Source organism: Bifidobacterium actinocoloniiforme DSM 22766, assembly GCF_001263395.1.
In the GTDB taxonomy this organism is placed as follows: domain Bacteria; phylum Actinomycetota; class Actinomycetes; order Actinomycetales; family Bifidobacteriaceae; genus Bombiscardovia; species Bombiscardovia actinocoloniiformis.
Genome location: NZ_CP011786.1, coordinates 1,353,730 through 1,378,387 on the forward strand (window position 1 = coordinate 1,353,730; position 24,658 = coordinate 1,378,387).

Consider the following 24,658-nt stretch of genomic DNA (forward strand, 5'->3'; position numbering starts at 1 on the left):
CGAAGCGTATTACGGAGCGACGCGACCTGCCCGGAATTGAGATTTCGGATAGGCCACGCCGCTCCTGCGCATCCAGCGTGCGACCTACACTGGTGCAATAACCATTGGCAGCATTCAACATCGAGGTTTTATGACTGACGGAAGCGGGCATCAGGCCGCTGGCGGCACAGCTAAAGCCACCGTCCGCGTGCGTTTGGCTGACGTGGCAGCAGAAGCGGGCGTTGCCATATCCACGGTCTCCCGTGTCTTTTCCAAGCCAACACGGGTCAACTTCCAAACCGCAGAACGAGTGCGACAGGTGGCGGACCGTCTGGGTTACAGGCCCAGACCAGACCGCACGGCAACAGCCGGGAATCCCTCCGATACCGAAAATGACCGGGGAAGAGGCATCATCGCCTTCCTGACCCAAGACACAGCAGACGGCATTTCCTCACAAATCCTCAAAGGCGCGCAAAGAGAGGCCATCGCCTCAGGCTGTGCGGTATCGGTCATCGAAACAGGGCCGTCCGCTCCCCGTTCGGAGAGCCTGCTGAGGCTCCTGATGGACCGCACGGATGGCATCATCATCGCGAACAACGAATTGACAGCCGAGTCCATACACCGGACAGCCCGTCGCCTGCCCACGGTTGTGGTCAACAGACCAGTCGAAGGTGTGCCATCAATCGTGCCTGACCCGACGATGGGCGTCACCCGCGCCCTACTTGCGCTCAAACGCTTTCACCACCGTTCAATCGTCTACGTGAGCGGCATAGATGGCTTATGGGCCGACCACTCCCGATGGGCCTGTCTGGAGACCATAGGCCGGAGCCTAGGCTTCAAGACTCACCGAATCGGGCCTGTAAAAGCCAATGTGGAAGGCGGCGTGCAGGCGGCTGCGGCGGTGGAGGACCGCCTGCCCGATGCCATCATCGCGTATAATGACTTAATCGCGGCCGGACTGGCACTGCGTCTACAGGCCGATGGGCTACGCATACCCGGCGATTTGTCGGTCATCGGGTTTGATAACACGCTCATTGCCCCTGTCGTAAGTCCGTCTATCACCACAATCCGCATACCGCGGGCACAAATCGGCCAAGCGGCGGTCGATACGTTGTTAGGGCGACAGGTCAGACATGCGCCCTCGTCGCGCGATAACCAACTGAAAATGTGGTTGACTGCGCACGGTCTATCTCCCCAGGAGGCTTCCCCTGAGCTCATACCAGTGGACACCTCGCTAATCATGCGGCGAAGTACCGGGGAAAGAGGGGCTCAAAGGCATTTGATTTCAAGCCTACTTGAAGTTGTATAAGTGGGGCTATACAGCCTTATGGCCGTCGTCTTTTTCTCGCCGCTTCGCGCGAGGGCGGCCGAGGCGGTCACGGAGGCGAGCTATGAGCAATATCTTGATTCTGGGCGCGTACGGGCAAATAGCCCGGATCGTGCGAGGGCGCATGTTGACTGAGAGCGACGCCCTCCTGAGCGAGTACCTGCGTCGGTCTGAGCGGCTCAAGCCCATCGACCCCTCGCGTGAGTCCATCATCGAAGGCGACGTCAACGACTACGGCAACCTGCTGTCCGCCATGCGCGGCCAGGACATCGTCTACGCCAACTTGGGCGGGGAATTCGAACCCATGGCCAAGAACGTGGTGCGGGCCATGGACGCCGTTGGCGTGAAGCGCCTGATTTGGGTGACTGGCCTGGGGCTCTACCATGAGGTGCCCGGCAGGTTCGGGCAGTGGGTGGAGGACAGCATCGGCAGCGAGGTTATGGACGACACCCGACGGGCAGCCCAGGTCATCGAGGAGTCCGACGTGGACAGCACAATCATCCGCGCCGCCTACATGGACGATGAGCCTGACCTGGATTACGAGCTGACACGCAAGGGGGAGCCGTTTAAAGGTACGACCGTCTCCAGGGCCGCCATCGCCGACTTAATCGTGGATATCCTCAAGAACCCGAGCGAGTACAGCGGGGAGAGCCTGGGCATAGCCCGACCCGGTACCGAGGGGGACCACCTGATCTGGAAGTCCCAGGGCTGAAGGAACCGCCGGCATGCCGCACCGGCGGCACGCCCCCAAGAGCGGCACCGCGCGGCATCTCCCATCGCCCGCTGCGGCTTTCCGCAACAGCAATACCAGTAACAGCAGCAATGTCAGCAGAGTATGAATTATAAGGAGCCGATCATGGCAATCAAACAGACCGCTGGGCACGACCGACTGGGCGACTTCGCCCCAGAGTTCGCCCACCTGAACGATGATGTGCTCTTCGGGGAGGTGTGGTCGCGCGAGCGCGAGATGAGCGCTCATGACCGCTCCCTCATCACGTGCGCCGGACTCATGTCGATGGGGCTCTTCCCCCAGCTCAAGAGCCATATGGAACTCGCCAAGCGCAACGGCGTGACCAAGACCGAGATGGTGGAGCTGATCACGCATTTAGCCTTCTACGCGGGCTGGCCCAAGGCCTGGTCCGCTTTCGGCCTGGCTAAGGAGACTTTCGGGGCCGACGAGTCCGACGCGGCGGCGGCGCCCACAGCCGAGCCCATCGCCAACCATGGCCCCTACCCGCTGGGCGACCCGGCGGACGGCCCCAACTTCACCGGGCACGCCTGGGTGCAGTACCTGACCGACCCCGGCGCTGAGTGCAGCGCAGGCAACGTGACCTTCGAGCCGGGCTGCGTCAACCGCTGGCACACCCACCCGCACGGGCAGCTGCTGATGGTGACCGCCGGCCGTGGCTGGGAGCAGGAAGAGGGCCAGGAGCCCCGCGAGCTCAAGCCCGGCGACGTGGTCTTCTGCCCGGCGGGCGTCCGTCACTGGCACGGTGCCGCTCAGGACTCTTCGATGACCCACGTGGCCGTGACCCCCGCCGCCCCCGGCGAGCAGGTAGTCGATTGGCAGGAATTCCCCGGCCCCGCCGCAGTCGCCCAACTGGGCTGACCAAAGCGCGGCAGTAACCCGCAACCGCCCTGGACCGCGACGAGCGGAGCCCATGGCGGTTGCGGGTTGCCCGTAAGATAAGGCTTATGGCACAGAAGAAAGGCCCGACCAAAGGTTCGGGCGGTAAGCATCGGGGGAAGTTGCGCGGCAGGGGCCCCACCCCAAAGGCCGAGGACCGCGTGTATCACAAAGCGTACAAGGCCAAGCAATCAGCGATCAAGCGGCAGGCGGCTGACCCAAGGCTGGCGGCCCGGCGGCGGGCGGACCGCTTCGCCACCGACCCCAGCGACCTGGTGATCGGGCGCAACGCCGTCTTGGAGGCCCTGCGAGTCGGCGTGCCCTCCAGTCAGCTCTACGTCGCCGCTCGGCTTGAGCACGACGACCGTACCCGGGAGATCATCCGCTTGGCCGGGCAGGAGGGACTGAACCTGTTGGAGGCGGACCGCCTGGAGATGAACCGAATCGCGCACTCCAGCAACCATCAGGGCGTCGCGCTGAAAACCCAGCCTTACCAGTACGCTACCCTGGCCAACCTGGTTGAGCAGGCCGAGCGGCACTCAGCCGCCATGAGGGCCGTACAGGGAGCCGCAGCCTTGGCCGCCCGCCCGCTCTTCATCGCTTTGGATGGGGTGACCGACCCGCAGAACCTGGGCGCGGCGATTCGTTCCGCTGCCGCTTTTGGCGCTTCGGGCGTCATCCTGCCCGAACGGCGGTCGGCCTCGGTCACCGCTGCGGCTTGGAAAGTCTCAGCCGGCGCCGCCGCCCATCTGCCGGTAGCCCGGGTCGTGAACCTGACCAGGGCGATTGAAGCCCTGCGCGAGCGCGGATACTACGCGGTCGGCCTGGACGGCGGCGGCAAGGCCCTGGTCGGCGAGACCGGTTTCGAGACCGACCCCCTGATTGTGGTCCTCGGATCCGAGGGCAAGGGTTTGAGCCGGCTGGTGAGGGAAGCATGCGATGTGATCGCCAGCATCCCAATCTCCTCCACCGTGGAGTCACTGAACGCCTCGGTGGCTGCGGGCATCGCCCTCTATTCGGTCGCCAACGCCCGTCGCCTGGCAGGGCTGGCTCAGGAGAAGCAGTGATCCGGCGCTGACGAACCGCCCGCCGCCGCAAAAGGAAAGCCCGACGTTGGGTACTCTCAGTCGTCGGGCTTTCCCGCGCTTTACGCAGGCTCGGACGCAGCGTCAGCTGGCCCAGACCGAGGCGTCCTGATCATCGCGGTAGTCGTCGTCAACGTCATCCGAATCGGCGGAATCGTCGCGCTCGTCGGCCGCCTCGCCCTGCGTGCCATCCTGCGCCCACCGTCGGTCATCGTCCACGACCGCCGAGTCGGCCTCGTCGTTGATCGTCTTCATATCCGCGGCATCCAGCTTGTACTCGGGCAGGGACTCGTCGATGTAGTCGCGTACAGCCTCAGCCAGGGGGACGTCGTGACCGGCCTGCTCAGCCAGCAGCCACCGTTTGGTCAGGACCTCGTGGAAGAACTGGGCCGGCTCGATCCGCGATCGGTACTCGGGGGGAATCATGCGCACGGTCGGCTCGAACACCTCCCGCATCCAATCAGTGGCGACAATCTCCAACTCCTCGCCCTGCCGCCAGGTGGAGGTACGGTAGACATCCAAATCGTTGAGCAAGCGCCGGGCCTGGTTCTCCTGCACGTCCAAGCCGGTGAGCCTGAGCAGCTTGCGTGAGGCGTAGCCGGCGTCGACCACGCGGGGACGCACCAGCACCCGCTTGCCATCCTCGTCGGTCTTCATCTCCAGCTCGTCCACGTCGAAACCCAGGTCATTGAGCTTGTTGACCCTCTGCTCAATCTTCCACATCTCGTCCGGGCTGAAGGACTCCGCCTCGGTCAGGGCGGCCCATAGGGAGCGATACCGACCGGCCAAGCGGTTGCCGACGGCCACCTCGTCCACATCGGGCGAGAGCAGGTCGCCGGAGTTCAGGTCCATCAGCTCGCCGATGATGTTCGTGCGAGCCAGGTCGATGTCGTATTCGCGCTGGCCGTCGGTCAGTGACGGGTAAAGGGCGCCAGTCTCCGCATCCACCAGGAAGGCGGCGAAGGAGTCGGCGTCGCGCAGGAAAAGCACGTTCGACAGGGATACGTCGCCCCAGTAGAACCCGCCCAAGTGAAGGCGTACCAGCAGCACAGCCAGGGCGTCAATCAGGCGTTCGGCGGTGTCGGGGCGCAGGTTGCGCGCGAAAAGGGCCCTGTAAGGCAGGGAGAACTTCAGGTGACGGGTCACCAGGATGGCTTCCAAAGGCTGGCCGGAGGCATCCCTGCGACCGGTAACAACCGCGATCGGCGTGACCGCCGGCAGGTCGAGCTTGACCAGTTTGCGCAGGAGCTCATACTCGCGCTCGGCCATGCGCTGGGTGATCTCCTTCATGGCGTAAACCTCATCGCCCACACGGACGAAGCGGACCACGTGCCGGGAGATGCCGCGCGGAAGGTTGGCCAGGAGCTCCTTGGGCCAGGTGGCCAGCGGCTTCTCCCAGGGCAAAGTGAACATCTTGGGGTTGGATGAGGCCGCGGTAATCCTCAGCGCCTCGGGCTCCCGATCCGCGCCGGACCCGCTCGGCACCTGCACCGACGTGGCCTTGAGGGCCCTGGGGTCCAGGCTCAACTGATCTGTCGAATCCATGCCTCCAACCTACCTTCGGGACCAGAGAAAGAGCGGACGCGAATCGCCGCCTCCACGCCGCCAGCGAGCGCGGCCAGGGAAAACCAGTGGCCCCGCCCTGGATGGGGGTGGGGCCACTGGAGGAGCGCGCAGAGAAGAAGAGGAAAAAAGACGCGCTCAGGGGGCAGCGCCAGGATGGACCCGGCGCGCCTGGATTCATTATTAGTTCAGACGCAGCTCCGTAGACGGGGAGAACAGGTGCATCTTAGCCGGGTCGATGTGAATCTTGACCACATCGCCCACCTTGGGCAGCTGGCGGGGGTTGACCCGGATGGTGGTCAGCTTGTTCTGGTCGGACATGACCGTCGCCTTCTCGGCGGGGCTGTCGTCGGTCAGAATGTTGCCATAGATGTAGCCATCCGAGCCCAAGTCCTCGACATTCGCCACCGACAGGGAGAAGGCGTCAGGCTCGCCAGCGCCGGCCAGGGTTGCGTCCTCGGGGCGGAAGCCGACCACGATGCGGCCATTGTCCTCGGCCGTGAGCTTGTCGACGGCCTCGCGCGGCAGACTGACCGTATCCTCGCCGATCTTGGCATGGCCATCCACTACCGGATGGATGTTGATGTTCATCGACGGGGAGCCGATGAAGCCAGCCACGAACACATTGTCGGGGTGATCGTAGAGCTCGGTCGGAGCGCCCACCTGCTGGAGGACGCCCAGCTTGATGACGGCGATCCTGTCGCCCATCGTCAGGGCCTCGGTCTGATCGTGGGTCACGTACAAGGTGGTGACGCCGAGTTGGCGCTGGAGGGCCGCGATCTGCGTACGGGTCTGCACGCGCAGCTTGGCGTCCAAGTTCGACAGGGGCTCGTCCATCAGGAAGACCTTGGGCTGGCGCACGATGGCGCGGCCCATTGCCACGCGCTGGCGCTGACCACCCGAGAGGGCCTTAGGCTTGCGGTCAAGGAACTCGGTCAAATCAAGAATCTCGGCCGCCTTCTCCACCCGCTGGCGAATCTCATCCTTGGGGGTGCCGGCGATCTTCAAGGCGAAGCCCATATTGTCCGCCACCGTCATATGGGGGTAGAGGGCGTAGTTCTGAAAGACCATCGCGATGTCGCGATCCTTGGGCTGCATGGTGGTGACATCCTTGCCACCGATCATGATCCGGCCCTTGTTGACCTCCTCCAGGCCGGCCAACATGCGCAAAGTCGTCGACTTGCCGCAGCCGGAGGGGCCCACCAGGACCAGGAACTCGCCGTCTTTGATGTCCAAACTGAGGTCATCCACCGAGGGCTCGTCATTGCCCGGGTAGATGCGAGTCACATGCTCGAATACCACTTCTGCCATTGTTCATCCTTTCATCGGCAGGTACGTGCCGAACGATCCGTAGTGAAGGGGTTCCACTGTGGTACCGCCTCGAGCCCAGCCATCAACGGAGGGGCCGCGGAACGGTCTTGACTTATCGCTTAAGAGAAACTCTCCCTTGAGCCAAAATCCAGTATATACCTCAAAGCTCCCGATTCCACCCAAGCCCCACCTCACACACTGCCGGCGCCTGGTTCCCTCTCCTTGGTCGGCGCGACGCCAAGCAGGAAAACCCAGCGGCCTTCGCGCGCACGCGCCCAGGCAGCGGCGAGGCAAAGCCGCACCTGCCTGGGCCACGCGCTTACTCAACCTCGAAACCTTGCCCCTTGGCGTAGGTTTTCAGGTCATTCTGCCAGGCTGCGATGCCATCGGACAGCTTGATCTCGCCTCCGAAGGCCTTGCCCACGAAGTCCCCGTACTTTCCGCGAGCGTAGACCTCGAAGGGCAGGAACTGGTAATTGGTGGACACCTGGGAAGCCCCCTGGGCGAGGACCTCGTTGAACTTCTGGCCACCGAAATACTGCACATCCTGGCCTTGGGCATTCTTGACCGTTGTGGTATCCAGGAACTCCTTGGACTTGAGCGTCTTAGGGTCAGCTGGGAAGGCGCCGCCCTCGACGCGGGTCTTGATGCCCTCGGAGTCGTGGTTGGCGAACTCGATGAACTTCCAGGCTGCGTCAGCCTTCTTGGTCGGGGCCATGATCGCCAGCGAAGAACCGCCCAGCTCCGAGTTCGTGGGCTTGCCGTCAGGGGTAGGCATGGGGGCCACACGCCACTTGCCGGCAGCTCCAGCAGCGGAATTAGCGAAATTGGCTGGCATCCAGGCGCCGGTCAACAGGCCGGCGATCGAACCGTCGGAGAAACCCTTGAACCATTCCTCTGTCCAGGGGGCGGTCTTGGTATCCATGAGCCCCTCGGAGATCATCTTCTGCCAGAACCTAGTAAACTCCTTGGTCTTGGCATCACCGGTCAAGTTAATCGTCACCCGGGACCCATCGTTCGAAGTCTTGAAGGGTTGCCCCCCTGCCAACCAGGACATGGCATCGTAAACACCGGCATCGCCGTAGTCAACCATAATCACGGAACCGGTGGCCTTCACTTTCTTGGCCGCCTCGTAATACTCGTCCCAGGTCTTTATTTGGGTGGCGTCCACACCAGCCTTGTCGAAGACCTCCTTGTTGTAGAAGAAAGCCATAGGGCCAGAATCCATCGGCAGACCATACACTTTGCCGCCCCAGTGGACCGAGGACCAGGTGCCGGGAGTGTAGAAGCCCTTGTAATCATTCGTCTTGTCGGTAATATCAGTCAGGTGCTTGCCGATGGCATACTGCGGGATAGCCATGTATTCTATCTGGGCCACATCGGGCACGCCGGAGCCTGCCTGTAGTGCATTATCCAAGGCGGTGTAAGCCTTGTTGCCAGTGCCAACGTTCTGCAACTTGATTTTGATGTTCGGGTTCTTGGCCTCGAACTTCGGGACCACGCCCTTGAGCGTAGGCTCCCAGGCCCACACGGTCAGCTCGGTCTTCCCGCCGGACTCGAAGGAGCTATTAGAGGCTTGAGATCCTCCGGAACCGCAGGCCGCCAAGCTGGAGACCATAGCGAGACCAGTTACCAGTGCCAGGGTTTTGCGTGTTGTCATGGACTTCATCGTTCCCACATCCTTCCCGGCCGCCCCATAGCGGCCACGGGCGAAACAGCGACGCCATCAAGAGCCATACACCCCCACGGCCAATACACCTAAAGCTCATTGCTCTGCAACCTCGCAGACCAACGGCTACATGTCTCTCCAGTCGTCGCAACGGTGCTCACTATGATACACGTCACGCAAGAGCCTGAGACGACAAAACCGTCGCGGCCCATGCATCCATAGAAATTGCAAGGGCCGCGACGGCACTGGCTGAATGGTTCTTCAGTCAATGGGCTGCGCGTATGCTCACTGCTACACACAGCGCTTCATCACTTGACCTCGAAACCCTGTCCCTTGGCGTAGGAGGACATGTCCGCCTGCCAAGCGGCGATGCCGTCGGATAGCTTGTCGCTGCCAGTGAAGGACTTGCCAACGAAATCGCCGTACTTACCACGGGCGTAGACCTCGAAGGGCAGGAATTGGTAGCCGGTGGAGACGGAGTCAGCCGCCTTGGCGAGGACCTCGTTGTATTTCTGCCCACCGAAGTAATCCACGTCCTTGCCGTCGGAGTTCTTGACGGTAGTGGTGTTGAGGAAGTCACTGGACTTCATGGTCTTGGTATCGGCCGGGAAGGCGCCGCCCTTGACGCGGATGGAAATGCCCTTGGAGTCGTGGTTGGCGAACTCGATGAACTTGTAAGCGGCATCGGCCTTCTTCGTAGACGAGATGATGCCCAGCGAGGAACCACCGTTCTCAGCGTCCGTGGTCTTACCGTCGCGGGTGGGCATGGGGGCCACACGCCACTTGCCAGCGCCGCCAGCAGCGGAGTTAGCCAGATTGGCGGGCATCCAAGCGCCGGACAGGAGGGAGGCGATTGAGCCGTCGATCATGGCCTTGAACCAATCCTCGGACCAGCCGGCGGTCTTGGTGTCGACCAGACCTTCGGAAATCATCTTCTGCCAGAACTCAGTGAACGCTTTGGCGTTCTCGTCTCCTGTCAGATTCAGCGTGACATTCTTGCCATCAGCCGAGGTCTTGAAGGGGTGGCCGCCAGCCAGCCAGACCATGGAATCGTAGAAGCCGGCATCGCCCGAGTCGGATGTGATGTAGGAACCGGTGGCCTTAATCTTCTTGGCCGCCTCATAGTAGTCATCCCAGCTCTTGATCTGGGTGGCGTCCACGCCAGCCTTATCGAAAACGTCCTTGTTGTAGAAGAAAGCCATAGGGCCAGAATCCATCGGCAGGCCGTAAACCTTGGAATCCCACTGGACCGAAGACCAGGTGCCGGGAGTGTAGAAGCCCTCGTAACCGCTAGTCTTATCCGTGATGTCCATCAGGTGCTTGCCAATCGCGTACTGCGGAATGGCATAGTACTCGACCTGTGCCACGTCAGGGGCACCGGAGCCGGCCTGGATGGCGTTATCCAGAGCAGTGTACTCCTTGGTGTTGGTGCCCACATTCTGCAGCTTAACTTTGATGTTCGGATTCTGGGCTTCAAACTCCTTGACCACGCCCTTGAGCGTAGGCTCCCAGGCCCACACGGTCAGCTCGGTCTTCTCACCGCTCTTGCTGGAGTCGGATGAGCTGCCGGAACCACCGCAGGCCGCCAAACTGGACAGCATAGCGAGGCCCGCCACCAAGGCCAACCCCTTCTTCACCGCTGTAAACTTCATCGTTCTTAGTCTCCTTCCTTCAGCCGCCGGATGACGGCTGCCTACACTTGCATCCGCGACCCTTGCCGCTCCTCTATGGCTTCCGCGAAATGCCTCGCCGCTGAGGACCGACCGTTCCCGCCGAAGCCAGCGTCGGTCGGAGAGAATGGTTGCGATAACATAATTTATTATACACGTCTGTAAGTGAAATACCGAGGAAAACCCTAGTGTCTTTCTGATATCGCAATCGCAAGGCCCGGAGCGATGATCCACCCCTGGATGAACCTCCGCTCAGCGTTCAAGGACCAAGACTCCGTTGGGGTCGATGGACGCGCGGCCATCCGCCCCCACCCGGGCCAAGGAGGCCAGCAAGGGCTCGCCGTCAGCCTGAAACCGAACCTTGTGGTCAACACGGTTGAAGAGGAAGTCGAAGCGCTTGGATCCGTCCGGGCTCACACGCTCCACGCGCAGTAGGGCGCCAGGATCCTCGCCCTGAGCCTGCACCTCCAACCCCACGGCTCTCAGCAGGGCAGGCAAGCTCTTACCCAGTCCTTCACGGCCCAGCTTGCAACCGACATATGCCGCTCGGCCCTGCCCGAAGGGGTTCACTGTGATGGCTGGTGCACCATCCAAACCAGTGCGCTTATCCGCATGATAGGAAGCCAGGACCGTGACACCAGGGACGACCGATGTGATCAGGTCAGCCATGCCATGCGCAACTGCCCCGTTCGTCAGGTTCACATGGTCCAGAGCACCCTCGTCCGCGCCCATCGGCGCGAACTCCTCGGCACGCACACCGACCACATCGCCAATCGAACCCGGGTAGCCGCCCAGCCAGATGCGATCGGATTCGTCGGCGAGGCCAGTGTAATAGGTGACGAACAGTTTGCCACCGCCGGACACATAGCTGTGAACCCGCCGAGTATTGGCTTCATCCAACAGGTAGACAGCCGGCAGGACAGCGGCCTCGTAGGAATCCCAGGGACCGCGTACCGGCACTACGTCAGCGGTCAACCCCTGGTCGGCCAGGGCCCGGAACCAGTCCAAAGGCTCGGTCCAATGGCGCACCTCTTGGGAGGGAGTGGCCGTGTACTCGCTGGCCCACTCGCTCTCGTAGTCGAAGACGACAGCCATCTGGGACTTGGCCAGGCGACTACCGGCCAAGCCGTGGTCGGACAGGAGGCGCAAATCGTCGCCCAACTCGCACACATCACGGAAAATCTGGGAATCGGCGCCCGCATGAGGAACCATGGCGGTGTGGAACTTCTCGGCGCCGGAGCGGGACTGCCGCCACTGGAAGTAGCAGATGGCATCCGCCCCGAAGGCCAGATGGGCCAAGGAATCCCGAACCAGCTGGCCAGGCTCCTTGCGGTAGTTGATGGGCCGCCAGTTGACGGCTCCAGTGGAGTGCTCCATCAACCACCAGGGGTCCTTACGGGCTATGCCATCCACCAGCGAAGCTGAATAGGCCAGCTCATCGAAGTGAGCCTCGCCTGGGGTGAAGTAGTGATCGTTCGAAACGAAGTCCACTTCAGCACCCCAGTCGTCGTAATCCAGGGTGCTGCCTGCGGCCGAGACCATGAAGTTAGTGGTGGCCGGCAACTTCGGAGCGACCTCGTGCAGGACATCACGCTCAGCCTGATAGAAGTCCTTCAAGGCGTCGGAACTGAAGCGCTTGAAATCCAGGAGCTTCCCTGGGTTGATGAAATTGCCTTCGCCGATGTATCGGGGGGGCAGAATTTGTGAGAAATCGTCCAGGTTCTGAGCCCAGAAGGCCGTCCCCCAGGCCTCATTGACCGCCTCAATCGTGCCATAGCGGCGATGGCACCAAACCTGGAAGGCGCGCATCGCATCGTCTGAGTAGTCAAAGCGGTTGTGGCAACCGTATTCGTTGCCAACATGCCAGCCAACGATGACCGGATTGCCCTTGTAGTGCTCCGCGATGGCACGGCAGAGCTTGAGGGCGTAGTCCCGGTAGACCGGGCTGGTGGCCCGCCAGTGCTGGCGGGCGCCGGGCCAGACCACATCGCCGCGTTCGTCACGCCAGAGGACCTCCGGGTGAGCCTGAGTGAGCCACATGGGCGGGGAAGCGGTGGCTGTGGCCATCAGCACGCTGATGCCGGCACGGCCGAGCTTGCCAACCACCCGATCCAGCCAGCCGAAATCATAAACACCCTCACGCGGCTCCAGCTTGGACCAAGAGAAGATGGCCAAGGAGACCACGTTGACGCCGACCTTGGCCATCAAGGCGACATCTTCGTCCCAAACCTCCTCGGGCCACTGGTCGGGGTTGTAATCGCCACCATACCAGATGCGCCCTGACCGTCCGGCGGAAGGCTGCGGCCACCGGTGCGCCCTGCGCGCGGACGCGGTCAGACCCGTCTCGTTATCGTATTTCACGTGGAACTGTTCTCCCCGATTGGTCCGCAAAGTATGGGTTTTATTCCTTGACGGCGCCGGCGGCGAGACCGGACTGCCAGTAGCGTTGCAGAAGGAGGAAAGCGATCACCAAGGGGATGATCGTGACCAGGCTGCCAGTGATGACCAGGTTCTGAATCGCTTGACCGCCCGCCGTGCTGGCCTGGTCCTTCCACTGGTTCAGACCAATCGTCAACGGGTACCAGTCCGCATCCTTGAGCATGATCAACGGAAGGAAGTAGTTATTCCAAGTCGCCACGATCGTGAACAAAGCCGTCGTCACAATCCCAGGGGCCAGCAAAGGCAGGCTCACCTGCGCGAACGTGCGCCATTCCGACGCCCCATCCACCCGCGCAGCTTCCAACAACTCCGTGGGCACCGCCTGCTCAGAGAAAATCCACATCAGATACAAGCCGAACGGCGAAATCAAGCTCGGCAGAATCATGGCCCAAGGCGTGTTCGTCAACCCCAGCTTGGCGAACAACAGGAACTGTGGGACCGCCAGCGCAATCCCCGGCACGCTAATCGCGCCAATGATCACCGCGAACACGGCCTTCCTGCCAGGGAAACGGAACTTCGCCAACGCGTACCCGCCCATGATGGCCAGCAGCGTGGCGCCGCCCGCGCCGACGACTACGTAGAACACCGTGTTTAGCAGCCACCGGCCGAAGATGCCATCCTGGTAAGTGAACACCATCACCAAGTTATCCCACAAGGCGAAGCTGTGCCCGGGTCCCAGGCCGAACGTGCTAGTGAAATCCCCCTGCGTCTTCGTCGCATTGATCAACAAGTAGGCGAACGGGAAAAGGCAGTAAACCGCGAACACCCCGCACACCACCGTCATCCACACGGAACGACGCGGGTTTGCGGGGTTCGAGAACCCGCTCTTGCCCGAACGCCTGCGCTCCGCGCGCTCATCAGCAGCGATTCGCCGCCGCCGGGCCCTTTCAACCTTCCTGGCCCCTAACCATGACTGACTGGACCCGACCTGGGGCCCCTCCGCCGCCGCACTCACTTCATCTGCTCCTTCATGCTGTTCAACTGCACCGCGTACGCGATGCCCATCGTGATCACCGCCATTACGATCGCCAACGCCGCCGCGTAATTGCTCTGGTTACCCGAGAACGACAGGTTATACGCGTACATGTTCGGCGTGTAATACGTCGTAATCGCGTTACCCGGCACCATGTTCTGCAAAATGCTCGGCTCGTTGAACAACTGGAAGGAACCGATGATCGAGAAAATCACCGTGATCGCCAGCGAGCCCTTGAGTTCAGGCATCTTGACACGCTTGACTATCTGCCACTCACTGGCACCGTCAATCGCCGCCGCCTCATACAAGGAATGCGGAATCGTGGACAGGGACGAATAGAAGATCAACATGTTATACCCCGTGAACTCCCACGTGTTGATATTGCCGATCGCCGCCAGGAGCACGCTGGGCTGCAACACGTCGATATGCACGCCCAGCCAACTATTCAGCGAACCCACCAGGCCATACTTCGCGCCATACACGAATCCCCAAATCAACGCGGACACCACAGCAGGCACCGCGTACGGCAGGAACGTCGAAATACGGAAGAACTTCGTGCCATGGAGCCTCATCGAATCCAATGCCAACGCCATCAACGCCGCCAACGCCAACATCACAGGCACCTGCACCACCGTGAACAACGCCACCCGGCGCACGGAACTCCAAAACTGCCCATCCCTGAACAGCCGCGTGTAATTTGCGAATCCACTGAACACCGTCCCGCCGATCATCTTCTGCTGGAAGAACGAGATATACACCGCATACACAATCGGAATCACGAACACCAGCAAGAACACTAAGGCGAACGGCCACATGAACTTCCACCCACGCCAATCCGTCCTTCGCCGGTGAACCGTCACCTGAGGCCGGCCTGCAAGCCCACTCGCATCAAGATCCCCGGAAGTCATCCCAATCCCTCTCCCTCGAAGGCCGACCGCCGAAAACTTACAGGAGTTCAGGGCAGTCACTCCAAAATGTTTGCGTTATCATCTTAACACTTCGCAATAATGTAATATTGCCATACTTAAGGCCTGAGCGCACGCTGATAGGTATAATTGGTCAAGAAAATACCGCTCGGGAAGCTTGCAGCCGATAGATCAAGAGGCCGAATCGAGATGGAACACGCACAACCCGCGTCTATGCGCGATGTCGCCAAGGCGGCGGGCGTCTCCGCCCAGACGGTCTCCCGGGTGGCGAATGGTTCCACGGCTGTGCGCCCCCAAACCCAGCAACGAGTGGAAGCGGCGATGACCAAGCTCGGCTACCGGCCCAACTACGCGGCTCGGGCCCTGAAACACGGACGCTTCAAGAACGTGGGTGTGCTCATGCACAACATGACCTCAAACGGAAACGTGCGCATCTTGAATGGAATCGTCTCAGCCGCGGCGGAGAGCGGCTACGCGGTGACAGTTCACACCATCAACGGGCAAGCCAACCAGAGCCTGAACTCAGCCATAACCCACTTCCAGCAACTACCGGTGGACGCGGTGGTGGCCGTGCTGGAACGGCGGGTTCCCGACTTCAACGAATTCGATCCGGCAAAAGACCTTCCAGTAGTCCTGATCTCGGAGGACCCAGCTAACCACTGCCCGACAATCGATGCTGACCAGTACGGTTGCTCCACCGCCATCGTCGACTATCTGCTGAGCAAGGGGCATCGGACCGTCTACCATGTGGCCGGCCCCTCCTGGTCGCGCGCTGCGGAGAGCCGGGCCAAAGGCTGGAGGGACGCCCTGAAGCAGTTCGGAATCCCCCTGCCTAAGACCTATGTCGGCGACTGGGAGGCGGACAGCGGATACCAGGCCGGGCTGGCTCTGGCCCGTGAGGAGGACTGCACCGCGATCTACGCGGCTAACGACCAAATGGCCTACGGGCTGGTGCAAGGACTGGTAGCCAACGGCAAGCGCGTGCCCCAAGATGTGAGTGTGATCGGCGTGGACGACTCCCTGCTGGGCGTGGTGCCGCGGCTGACAATGACCACCATGAGGATGAAGTTCAACGAAATCGGCCGCGAGGCCTTCTCAATGGCCCGCCGCCAGTGCGAAGGCGAGGAGGTGCCGGTAGGCGTCAAGACCGTGATCCCCGCCGAGCTGATCGAGCGCGGGTCAGTGCGTGACATCAGCGAGTAAGGGCCCGAACGGCTTGAGAGGCCGCAGGGAAGAACCTTGTTCGCGCAAAGGACCACAATAGAAGGCATGAGCAGAGTGGACGTGCTGAACTTGCAGACCGGCGACGAGGTGGGAGGCTACACGCTGATCGCCCCGCTGGGCGGCGGGGCGATGGGCTCAGTCTGGCGGGTCCAGGACGACGGGGGCACCGACTACGCGATGAAGGTCCTGCGGGACTCCCTGGCCGAGAAGGACGGCCAGGCGGATGGTCAGGGGGGAACGGACCGGGCATCCGCCCGCGAGCGCCTACGCCGGGAAGCCATGTCCCTGCGGCGGATCGACCACCCCGGGGTCTGCCGGATTGTGGACATGGAGCTGGACGACTCGCTGGCCTTCATCGTCACCGAACTGATCGAGGGGCTGAACCTGAGCGACGATGTGTCCACGAACGGAGCCTACAGCGGCGATGACCTGGAGCGCTTGGCCGCCAAGCTGATCGACGCGGTGGCCGCCGTCCACCGGGCGGGCATCGTCCACAGGGACATCAAGCCCACGAACGTGATGATTTCCGCCGCCGGTCCGGTCCTAGTGGATTTCGGCATCGCTATGGGCGCGGGCGAAGCGCACGTGACCCGCACCGGGCTCGTGATGGGCACGCCGGGATTCATAGCCCCGGAGGTGATCGATGGGGCCGAGTCGGACGAGGAATCGGACTGGTGGAGCACGGCCGCAGTATTGGCTTACGCGGCCTGCGGCAAGCCGGTCTTCGGTTCCCAACCCATGATGGCCGTGTTGGAACGGGCGGCCTCGGGATCGGCGGACTTAACCGGGCTGCCAGCCCGGACCATGGCGGCTTTCCGGGCCGCCCTCAGCCCCCGCAGGCAGGACAGGCCCAGGCCCCAAGCCCTGCTGGACGCCATAGGGCTGGACGCCCTGCAACCTGAGCTCTGGGAGCGGGACGACGAACCGGACGATCAACAAGACAGCGAACAGGGCGAGGACAGCGGCGAAAGCGGACAGAGCCAGCCTGGCGACGAGGAAAGCGAAGGGGTGGTGCGCCCTTTTGGCGCAAGCTCTTCGACTGATCGGCGACCTGGGCCCAGCGGCGGCGCGCAGGCCAGCGGAGTTGGAGATGCGAGAAATCTGACGGCCGGCGAAACCACGCAGGTTCTAGGGGGCCCAGCAAGCAACCCCCGCCTGACCTGGCGGACTCAAAACGTCGATACTGCTCGCACCCAGGCCCTGGCCGACAGCGGCCCGGAGGATGCAACGACCCTAGCTGGACTGACCCGCACGCTGCCCGCCAAGGAATCGGAGTTGGGCGCCACGGCCGACTGGGACGAAGCGGAGGACGGAGCCGAGGACGACGCGGAAAAGACCTGGGTCGGCGGTCCTTCCAGCGCCACGCGGACCCTGCCAGCCATGACCACGGCGCTGCCGGCGGAGGTTGGAGGACCAAGCCTCCAAGCCGGAACCATGGCCCAGGCGGCGCCGCGCATAGCGCCCGAAGCGGCCGTCCCAGGCCAGTACGCGGCTCCAGCCACCCCCTATGGCCCTTACGCCCAAGCCCCCCTTGACCCCCCTGCCGCTGTACGCTGGAGGGAGCGCTACAAGCGGGGCAGGCCGGTTCTGTGGATGATCGGCCTGCTGGCCGCCGCCCTGGCCGCACTGACCCCGTTCTCCGCCTGTCTACTCTCCTCCCTGGCCCTATGGGCGCTGGCCACCGCCGGTCTGAGCCTGGGCGGGCAGATGAGCCGGGAACTCAAGCGGGGCGATGGCCGACGCCGGCGGGACGCGCTTCTGAACCTGGCAAGCCTGCCCTGGTTGGCCATCAAAGCCCTCGCGATGACCCTGCCCCGCCTGCTCATCCTCCTAACCACTGACGCCCTGGGGCTGGCAGCAGGCGGCTGGCTCTTGGGAACCCCCAAGGTCAGCGGGAAGCTGGGGCTCTTCGGCGCCGTCATCCCGCTCCCCCTAGTGGCTGGCAAGTCCTCATCGGCGGCGGGCCTGCTGGCTGCCACCTGCGCGCTTGTCGGCTGGCTCCTGGCGGCTTTCGCTGGTGGCGGAGGAGGGGCGTCGAATTCAGCCACCGCTCCTGGCACGAAGGATTGGAGGCTGGCAGTGCGCCTGGGAGCCGGTGCCCTGCCAGGCAAGGGCGCCCAGGAGAGGGAGGCGGAGCAAGCCCAGCAGGCGGCGGCAGCGGGCCTGAGCGGCCAAGCGGACCCACTCCAGGGGACTCCAGCCCAGGCCAGCCGCAGGCGTCCGCTGATTCTGCTGGCCCTGTGGGTGCTCATCCTAGGTGTGTTGCTGGCCTTCATCGCCTCGGGCACCACCCTGGACTGGGCTCCAATCACGCTCATGCCCGCGAGCTCCTGAGACCGGATGAGCCCTGGCGCCAGCGACCTGGAACCAGCGGAGCCCATCTTCTCTTTTCTTGGCTACACTTAGTGCACGAGATTGGCGAAAGGAACGTGGATATGGCCCAAAAGCACCCCCAGCAGTCCCAACAGGAGCGCACGGTGCGCCCGAACGCGAGCTCCAACCGGGCGGCCAAAGAAGCCCAGGAGCGCGCGCACCAGGAGGAATTGGCCCGGGAAGGACGCCAACAGACCATCATCGGTGTGGTCGCGGCCGTCATCGTTATCGCCCTGGTGGCCGCAGGCGGCTTCTTCTACTGGCGCTCGCACCGCCCTGCCGCCGAGGACTCGCCCTCCTCAATCAAGCAGGCTTACCAGGCGGTGGAACAGGTCAAAGTGAAGCCCCGGGACGCCAACAGCCAGGGGGGCTTCCTCCTGTCCAAGGACGGCGTGGGCAAGAGCGTGGCCGGGGCCCCCACCGTGGAAATCTATATGGACTTCATGTGCCCCGGTTGCGCCGCGCTCAACCGCAGCCTGGACCCCACGTTGAACAAGATGATGGACGCGGGTCAACTCAACCTGGAAATCTACCCGATGAGCTTCATGGACCGGCTCACCACAGACGAGTACTCGGCCCGGGCCGGCTCCGCAGGAATCTACCTGCTGGAGCACGACTCGAAGCACTACATGGCGTACATGTCGAACCTGTACGCGAAAGACTTCCAACCCGACGAGTCCAACTACCAGCCCGTCTCGGACGCGCGTCTCAAGGAGCAGATGCTCAAGGCCGGGGTGAGCGAGCAAGTGGCCGATGAGGCGCTCAAGGGGCAGTACAAGGAGTGGCTGTCCAAGATGAACAAGTACACCCCCATGCGCTCCGAGCTGTGGAACACGAGCGGCTCAAGCAAGGGGTCGATGACCACCCCGACGGTACGCATCAACAAGCGTTTCTGGTCGGTGGACTCCCCATCCAAGGCGGGCATGGACACGGTTAGCGGCTTCCTGGCCGCGGTTGGTCTGCCGGCCGCTCAGGTGGGCCAAGCGGGCCGGATGCCGTCGATTGGGGACAAGGGGGCGCCGATTGCGCTCACAGCGAGTTCGCGGCAGTGACTTGAGGGTCGCCCGCAGTATGTGCTAAGGTGAACGACCTTGCCTGCGTGAGAGTTTGAGCCCTCGAACCAGGCGGACCGGCGTCCTGCGGACGTGCTGGCCCACAATTGAATATGAAGCCCTTGCCGGATTCGGTTTCGATCGCATGGCCAAGGAGCTTAGGACGGTTTTGGGATGTGGCTCACAGAACGGCCACGTCGTTACAAAACAATAGTATGCTGACTGATGCGTTGCGCGTTCGCATACTAGCGCACTCACCGCCTCCTTAGCTCAGTTGGCCAGAGCAGCCGCCTTGTAAGCGGCAGGTCGTCAGTTCGAATCTGACAGGAGGCTCGCTGAGAACACTTGTCTGGACACGCCTTACGGGTGGCGTCCGGCCTCGGCCCCCTCAACGGGAGCGGCCCGGACTACCGGCCCGCAAACGAATACTTCTCTCGAGTAAGATTCCGAAGGTTTCGGCCTGCGGAGACAGGACGAAGCGCTTTCTCCAACCAGCTTCGTCCGTTTGCAGGGGCGGGAACATCCCCTTCAATCCCGCCCCTGATTTCTTTGTGGACCGTTTGTGGAGGCACAACCTCCACAAACGCTTCACAGGTGCCCCGACAATTGTGCATATTTACACATGTCCGCGCCCACCTCCACGGAAGCCACACATCGCACCGATAGAGTCGGGTCTATTGCGTGCACGAAAGGAGCGACCATGAGTAGACGGTGGACACCGCAGCAATTCGTGATCAAGCGCCGCATCCGCGTCATCGCTTGCGCCGCCCTGGTGGCCGTTGCCATAATCGGCTCATTCGCCTTCACTGCGCGTAAATCAGTGGCCTTGACCGTCAACGGTCAGACCCGTCAGGTCACCACCTACGCTTCCAGCGTGGATGCCTTGCTCCAGCAAGAAGGCATCGATCGCAAGACCCACGACCTGGTTGAGACCTCCGCCGGCGGGCAGCTGGTGGACCACGGGACAGTGACCGTGCAGTCCGCCTACCAGACCACGATTTCGATCGACGGACAGCAAGTGCCCTTCTGGACCACCGCCAGCTCGGCCGAACAGCTCCTGGGCTTCTTCGAGGCCAACCGCCGCAACGCCGCCAAGGTGAGCGTGGACATCAAGAACGTATACAACCAACTAACCGGCGGACTAGCCATCAACCAGGCGGGTCCGGTGACCGTCATAGCGGACGGCAAGACATCAGTGGCGCCCGACGGCAAGTTGCCGGCCGCCTCGATCCTGGACTCCAAGGGCATAGTCCTGGGCAAGGAGGACCGCGTCTCTGCGGAGAAGGGCGCCGGCACCACCATCCTGCGCGTACAGCGGGTCACCCACGGGCAGACGATCAAAATGGTGGCCCTGCCCTTCGGCAGCCGCACGGTAGTTGACACCAGCCTGGCCCCAGGGCAGACCGTCATCCGCCAGCAAGGCCAGGCGGGCCAGAAGAAGCAGACCTACCAGACCACATTCGTGGACGGCGAAGCCGAGTCCTCCATCTTGATCAATGAAGAGACCGTGGCCGTGCCGCTGGACCAGATCATCGCCGTCGGACCGGAGCAGCAAGCAGCCCAAGGCGGCTCAGCGGATGCCAACAAGCAGGGCGGTGAGAACGACAAGAAGAACGGAGAGGATAAGGACAAGGACCAGTCCAGCAAGCAAGAAGCGGCGAAGCCCAGCCAAAACGACGGCCAGAACGGGGCCTCCACCCCCTCAAAGCCTACGTCCACGCCTGCGCCCGCTCAACCTGCGCCACCCGCTCAGCCAGCTCCTGCGCCCCCCGCACCGCCGGCCCCTCCCGCGCCTTCCGAAAGCGGCCTGTGGCATGCCAGCCCCGCCGCCGCGCAAAGTTTCGCCGCCGGTGCCGCCGCCCAACGCGGCTGGACCGGCCAGCAATTCGATGACCTGGTGAAACTGTGGAACCGGGAATCGGGTTGGAGATGGTCTGCGGAAAACCCCGGTTCAGGCGCCTATGGCATCCCCCAGTCCTTGCCTGGCAGCAAAATGGCCGCATTCGGCGCCAACTGGCGCGATGACGCCGCCATCCAGATCGCGTGGGGTCTGAGCTACATCGCCTCCGCCTACGGCAACCCCAGCGCCGCCTGGCAGCACTCTGAGAGATTCAATTGGTACTGAGCCCCGTGAACGATTCGCATAAGCAAGGAGAGCCAGGTCTGACCGCTAGTAGCGACAGCGCCTCCTTCCCGCTCAGCAGCCCCGATACCGGAACCGAAAGCGGCCTGTTAGGGGCCGCCGATATCCGGCGCTTGGCCGCGGCCGCCGACGTGAGCCCAACCAAAAAACTTGGGCAGAACTTCGTGACCGACCCAGGGACCGTGCGCCGCATCGTGCGCGAAGCCAGGGTGGGCGCTGGCTCACGGGTGGTGGAAGTGGGCCCTGGCCTGGGCTCGCTCACCCTGGGGCTGCTCGAAACCGGCGCGCGCGTGTCCGCCGTCGAGATTGACCCCCGCCTGGCGACCCAGCTGCCAAATACCATTCAATCGTATATGCCGCAAGCCTTGGACCGGTTCGATGTGAGAACGCGCGACGCCCTCACCCTGAGCCGGGAGACAGCGCCGGACCTGGCCCAGGCGCCCGAGCTCACCTTGGTCTCGAACTTGCCCTACAACGTGGCCACACCCATTATCCTGACCTTGCTGGAGCGCTTCGACAACCTCACCGGATTCTTGGTCATGGTGCAGAAGGAGGTCGCCGACCGGCTGACCGCTCAGCCCGGGAGCAAGACCTACGGGGCGCCCTCGGTCAAGCTGGCCTGGTACGGCCAGGCACGCCCCGCCGGACGGATTGGGCGCGCGGTCTTTTGGCCGGCCCCGAACGTGGACTCGGCCCTCGTGTCCTTCAACAGAACCGAGGGGCGCGAGCGCGGTCCCGAACACGCCCCAGACGAACGGGCGCGGGTGTTCTCCCTCATCGACGCCGCCTTCGCCCAGCGGCGCAAGACCCTACGCGCAGCCTTGTCCGGACGCGTGGATCCGTCCGCTTTCAACGCTGCGGGCATCGACCCCAAGCGCCGGGGGGAGACCCTGCTCGTGGACGAATTCGCCCGTCTGGCGGCCGCTGATCCCAGGGACGGCGAACTCCCATAACACCGCCCCGCCCGCGCCGCGCCAGCGTCAGCCGGACGGGATAGAGTATTGAGGCAGTCACCGTTCAGAGGGGTTCAACCATGACGTTTCCCGATCCAGCGGATGAGCGAGAGGCTCGCCGCCAGTTCGTCCGCCGCCGCCAAAAGATGGTCTTCACAATCGCGGTATCGGCCCTGGCCGTGGTGTTGGTCATCGCCCTGGTCGTCACCCTGGGCGCGGTCGGACGCTCCCACCGGCAGTCGGCCCAGTCCAAGCCCAATTACGGGGTGGCTGTGATTTGCCCTCCCAAGGACGCAGCCGTGCTCAACCATCCGACCGTGCGCGTGCGCGTGCTCAATGGCACCAACAAGACCGGGTTGGGAAGCGCCGTCTTGCGGGCCCTTCGCAACCGCGGTTTCAACATGCAAGGTCTAGCGGACTTCCCGACCAAAACCGAGCTGGCCCGCACCGAGATCCGCTTCGGCGCCAATGGCGTGGCCCAGGGCTACACGGTGGCAGGCCTCTTCAACGATGCGATCATGCGCATGGACGACCGGCAGGATGACCTGGTCGACGTGGTGATCGGCGCCACCTTCAACGACTTGGCCAAGGAGAAAGAGACCCCGGCCGTAGGCAAGCCGATCGAGGCGATCCGGGGCTGCCAATCGGACATCAAGGACCTCGGCACCCTGCCCAAGTTCAAGCAGTAACACTCAGAGCGGGAATGCCGGTAATACAGGCATAGATAAGCAAGCGGGGGAGCGGCGAACCACTCGGATTCGCCGCTCCCCCGCCGTTTCGTACGCCCCTGGCTCGCTTAGGGGCGGCGCGCAGACCGTCGGGCCGACCGCCTCTGATCCTCGGGCAGGGCGTCCCACCAGGCCTTGAGCTCTGCCTCGGCGCTGGCCGGGTCGACCGGGCCGTGGTCCAAACGGTAGTTCAGCATGTGCCGGTAAGCCTTGCCCACCAGAGGCCCAGGTTCCAGGCCAAGGATCGCCATTATCTGCTGGCCGTCCAAGTCAGGGCGGATGGCGTCCAGGTTCTCCTTCTTTTTCAACTGCCGAACGCGGTCCTCCAGCTCGTCCATGGCGGCGGAGAACACCTGGGCTTTGCGCTTGTTGCGCGTGGTAGCGTCAGCCCGGGTCAAGCGGTTGAGCCGCTCATACAGGGGGCCGGTCTCCTTGGCGTACCGGCGCACAGCCGCATCCGTCCAGCGCTCATCCACATACCCATGAAAGCGTAGGTGCATGGCGATCAGGTCGCACACGTCGTCGATGAGCCGCTTGTCGAAGCGCAACGCCTTGAGGCGTTTGCGGGCCAGTTTGGCGCCCACCGCGTCGTGGTGGTGGAAGCTGACCTTGCCACCGGGCTCGAAGCGGCGGGTGGCGGGCTTCCCGATGTCGTGCAGGAGGGCGGCCATGCGCAGGGTCAGGTCGGGAGCGGGCACCGGTCCATCCGGGCCGGTCTCAAGCGCGATGGCCCGGTCCAGGACCATCAGCGTATGCTCGTAGACATCCTTGTGTCGGTGGTGTTCGTCTATCTCCAACTGGAGGGCGGGCAGCTCAGGCAGCACCTGGTCAGCCAGCCCTGAATCCACCAGGGCCTCGACGCCATCGGAGGCATGCTCGCTGAGCAGGAGCTTGGTCAACTCGTCGCGCACCCTCTCGGCCGAGACGATGCTGATCCGGTCTGTCATGTCGCTCAACGCTTCGGCGGTCTCCGGGGCTATGCGGAAGCCCAGCTGGGCGACGAAGCGGACGGCACGCATCATCCGCAGGGGGTCATCATCGAAGGACTGCCGGGGGTCCACTGGCGTGCGCAGGACCCGTTTGGACAGGTCGGAAGCCCCGCCGAAGGGATCCACGAACTCCAGGTCGGGCACCCGCAGGGCCATCGCGTTGACTGTGAAGTCCCGCCGTGACAGGTCGCCTTCCAAGCTGTCTCCGTAGTCCACGTCCGGCTTGCGAGAGTCCGGCTCGTACCGGTCGGACCGGTAGGTGGTGACCTCCACCTTCACCTCGGTCCCGTCCGGCCGCCGACGCATGGCGCCTAGGGTGCCGAACTTGCGGCCCATATCCCAAAAACCCTGCCCCCACCGGCGCAGGATGGGCTCGAAGCGCTCAGGCTTGGCCGAAGTGCAGAAATCCAAATCGTGGGAGGGGCGGCGCAGGAGGAGGTCGCGCACAGGGCCGCCTACCAAGGCCAGCTCGAAGCCCTCCTGGGCGAACAAGCGCCCCAGCTCCAGCGCCTCAGGCCAAACTTCAAAGTCCACAATCACCCTTTCCGCGTATACTTGTCATCACGCCCGTCGCAGCGGCGTGAGCAGTGTATGCGCCTACCAGCTTACCGTCACCCCACCTGCACA

18 protein-coding genes and 1 tRNA gene are annotated in these 24,658 nt (G+C 63.2%); 11 read left to right on the plus strand and 8 right to left on the minus strand.

Translation table 11 applies throughout. From position 1 onward, the window contains the following. Positions 1-130 precede the first annotated feature (130 nt). From AB656_RS05590 to rlmB, 4 genes are all read left to right on the plus strand, one after another. Positions 131-1,288: a LacI family DNA-binding transcriptional regulator gene (locus tag AB656_RS05590; protein ID WP_052122817.1), complete on the plus strand. Its 1,158-nt coding sequence runs from the start codon at positions 131-133 to the stop codon at positions 1,286-1,288. An 82-nt stretch (positions 1,289-1,370) separates the two neighbouring features. Then, positions 1,371-2,018 carry an NAD(P)H-binding protein gene (locus AB656_RS05595; RefSeq protein ID WP_033504930.1) on the plus strand — a complete coding sequence of 216 codons (648 nt, stop codon included), beginning with the start codon at positions 1,371-1,373 and terminating at the stop codon, positions 2,016-2,018. Positions 2,019-2,162: 144 nt separating this feature from the next. Next, positions 2,163-2,915: a carboxymuconolactone decarboxylase family protein gene (locus AB656_RS05600; RefSeq protein WP_033504929.1), complete on the plus strand. Its 753-nt coding sequence runs from the start codon at positions 2,163-2,165 to the stop codon at positions 2,913-2,915. Between the two features lie 86 nt (positions 2,916-3,001). Next, positions 3,002-4,000 carry a 23S rRNA (guanosine(2251)-2'-O)-methyltransferase RlmB gene (gene rlmB, locus AB656_RS05605; RefSeq protein WP_033504928.1) on the plus strand — a complete coding sequence of 333 codons (999 nt, stop codon included), beginning with the start codon at positions 3,002-3,004 and terminating at the stop codon, positions 3,998-4,000. A gap of 102 nt (positions 4,001-4,102) precedes the next feature. Here the strand turns inward: rlmB and AB656_RS05610 are convergent, their stop codons facing one another. From AB656_RS05610 to AB656_RS05640, 7 genes are all read right to left on the minus strand, one after another. After that, complete coding sequence (locus AB656_RS05610) at positions 4,103-5,563, minus strand: DUF4032 domain-containing protein (protein WP_033504927.1); 1,461 nt, start codon at positions 5,561-5,563, stop codon at positions 4,103-4,105. Between the two features lie 201 nt (positions 5,564-5,764). Next, entirely contained in the window at positions 5,765-6,892 is a 1,128-nt protein-coding gene (locus tag AB656_RS05615; protein WP_033504926.1) for an ABC transporter ATP-binding protein, read from the minus strand. A gap of 319 nt (positions 6,893-7,211) precedes the next feature. Continuing rightward, positions 7,212-8,561 (minus strand): ABC transporter substrate-binding protein, encoded by a 1,350-nt coding sequence (locus AB656_RS05620; RefSeq protein WP_034983473.1) that lies wholly within the window; start codon positions 8,559-8,561, stop codon positions 7,212-7,214. Between the two features lie 308 nt (positions 8,562-8,869). Further along, positions 8,870-10,213 (minus strand): ABC transporter substrate-binding protein, encoded by a 1,344-nt coding sequence (locus tag AB656_RS05625; RefSeq protein WP_034983476.1) that lies wholly within the window; start codon positions 10,211-10,213, stop codon positions 8,870-8,872. A gap of 270 nt (positions 10,214-10,483) precedes the next feature. Further along, entirely contained in the window at positions 10,484-12,592 is a 2,109-nt protein-coding gene (locus tag AB656_RS05630) for a beta-galactosidase (protein WP_236681859.1), read from the minus strand. Positions 12,593-12,632: 40 nt separating this feature from the next. Continuing rightward, the gene (locus tag AB656_RS05635; RefSeq protein WP_033504884.1) at positions 12,633-13,625 is read right to left on the minus strand and encodes a carbohydrate ABC transporter permease; all 993 of its coding nucleotides are present in this window, start codon (positions 13,623-13,625) and stop codon (positions 12,633-12,635) included. Next, positions 13,622-14,551, minus strand: a complete 930-nt coding sequence (locus tag AB656_RS05640) for a carbohydrate ABC transporter permease (protein ID WP_033504885.1) — start codon at positions 14,549-14,551, stop codon at positions 13,622-13,624. Before AB656_RS05640 ends, AB656_RS05635 begins: the two co-directional genes overlap by 4 nt. A gap of 231 nt (positions 14,552-14,782) precedes the next feature. Between AB656_RS05640 and AB656_RS05645 the strand changes: the two genes are divergently transcribed. The 7 genes from AB656_RS05645 (at position 14,783) to AB656_RS05675 (ending at position 23,003) form a co-directional block, all read left to right on the plus strand. Further along, positions 14,783-15,772: a LacI family DNA-binding transcriptional regulator gene (locus tag AB656_RS05645; protein WP_033504886.1), complete on the plus strand. Its 990-nt coding sequence runs from the start codon at positions 14,783-14,785 to the stop codon at positions 15,770-15,772. 57 nt (positions 15,773-15,829) lie between these two features. After that, the gene (locus AB656_RS05650; protein WP_033504894.1) at positions 15,830-18,127 is read left to right on the plus strand and encodes a serine/threonine-protein kinase; all 2,298 of its coding nucleotides are present in this window, start codon (positions 15,830-15,832) and stop codon (positions 18,125-18,127) included. Positions 18,128-18,228: 101 nt separating this feature from the next. Next, entirely contained in the window at positions 18,229-19,218 is a 990-nt protein-coding gene (locus AB656_RS05655) for a DsbA family protein (RefSeq protein ID WP_033504887.1), read from the plus strand. Between the two features lie 259 nt (positions 19,219-19,477). Continuing rightward, positions 19,478-19,551: transfer RNA gene (locus AB656_RS05660), tRNA-Thr, on the plus strand. Positions 19,552-19,918: 367 nt separating this feature from the next. Continuing rightward, on the plus strand, positions 19,919-21,343 hold the full coding sequence (locus AB656_RS05665) for an aggregation-promoting factor C-terminal-like domain-containing protein (RefSeq protein WP_033504888.1): 1,425 nt from the start codon (positions 19,919-19,921) through the stop codon (positions 21,341-21,343). Positions 21,344-21,447: 104 nt separating this feature from the next. Next, positions 21,448-22,314, plus strand: a complete 867-nt coding sequence (rsmA, locus tag AB656_RS05670) for a 16S rRNA (adenine(1518)-N(6)/adenine(1519)-N(6))-dimethyltransferase RsmA (protein ID WP_033504895.1) — start codon at positions 21,448-21,450, stop codon at positions 22,312-22,314. Between the two features lie 80 nt (positions 22,315-22,394). Further along, positions 22,395-23,003 (plus strand): LytR C-terminal domain-containing protein, encoded by a 609-nt coding sequence (locus AB656_RS05675; RefSeq protein WP_033504889.1) that lies wholly within the window; start codon positions 22,395-22,397, stop codon positions 23,001-23,003. A 107-nt stretch (positions 23,004-23,110) separates the two neighbouring features. Here AB656_RS05675 and AB656_RS05680 read toward each other — a convergent pair whose 3' ends face one another. Next, on the minus strand, positions 23,111-24,565 hold the full coding sequence (locus AB656_RS05680) for a CCA tRNA nucleotidyltransferase (RefSeq protein WP_051905408.1): 1,455 nt from the start codon (positions 24,563-24,565) through the stop codon (positions 23,111-23,113). Positions 24,566-24,658: the final 93 nt, after the last annotated feature.

Excerpts from the sequence above, each read along its gene's own strand:
- AB656_RS05590 (WP_052122817.1), top strand. The coding sequence starts at position 131 with ATGACTGACGGAAGCGGGCATCAGGCCGCTGGCGGCACAGCTAAAGCC.
- AB656_RS05595 (WP_033504930.1), top strand. The coding sequence starts at position 1,371 with ATGAGCAATATCTTGATTCTGGGCGCGTACGGGCAAATAGCCCGGATC.
- AB656_RS05600 (WP_033504929.1), top strand. The coding sequence starts at position 2,163 with ATGGCAATCAAACAGACCGCTGGGCACGACCGACTGGGCGACTTCGCC.
- rlmB (WP_033504928.1), top strand. The coding sequence starts at position 3,002 with ATGGCACAGAAGAAAGGCCCGACCAAAGGTTCGGGCGGTAAGCATCGG.
- AB656_RS05610 (WP_033504927.1), bottom strand. The coding sequence starts at position 5,563 with ATGGATTCGACAGATCAGTTGAGCCTGGACCCCAGGGCCCTCAAGGCC.
- AB656_RS05615 (WP_033504926.1), bottom strand. The coding sequence starts at position 6,892 with ATGGCAGAAGTGGTATTCGAGCATGTGACTCGCATCTACCCGGGCAAT.
- AB656_RS05620 (WP_034983473.1), bottom strand. The coding sequence starts at position 8,561 with ATGAAGTCCATGACAACACGCAAAACCCTGGCACTGGTAACTGGTCTC.
- AB656_RS05625 (WP_034983476.1), bottom strand. The coding sequence starts at position 10,213 with ATGAAGTTTACAGCGGTGAAGAAGGGGTTGGCCTTGGTGGCGGGCCTC.
- AB656_RS05640 (WP_033504885.1), bottom strand. The coding sequence starts at position 14,551 with ATGACTTCCGGGGATCTTGATGCGAGTGGGCTTGCAGGCCGGCCTCAG.
- AB656_RS05645 (WP_033504886.1), top strand. The coding sequence starts at position 14,783 with ATGCGCGATGTCGCCAAGGCGGCGGGCGTCTCCGCCCAGACGGTCTCC.
- AB656_RS05655 (WP_033504887.1), top strand. The coding sequence starts at position 18,229 with ATGGCCCAAAAGCACCCCCAGCAGTCCCAACAGGAGCGCACGGTGCGC.
- AB656_RS05665 (WP_033504888.1), top strand. The coding sequence starts at position 19,919 with ATGAGTAGACGGTGGACACCGCAGCAATTCGTGATCAAGCGCCGCATC.
- AB656_RS05675 (WP_033504889.1), top strand. The coding sequence starts at position 22,395 with ATGACGTTTCCCGATCCAGCGGATGAGCGAGAGGCTCGCCGCCAGTTC.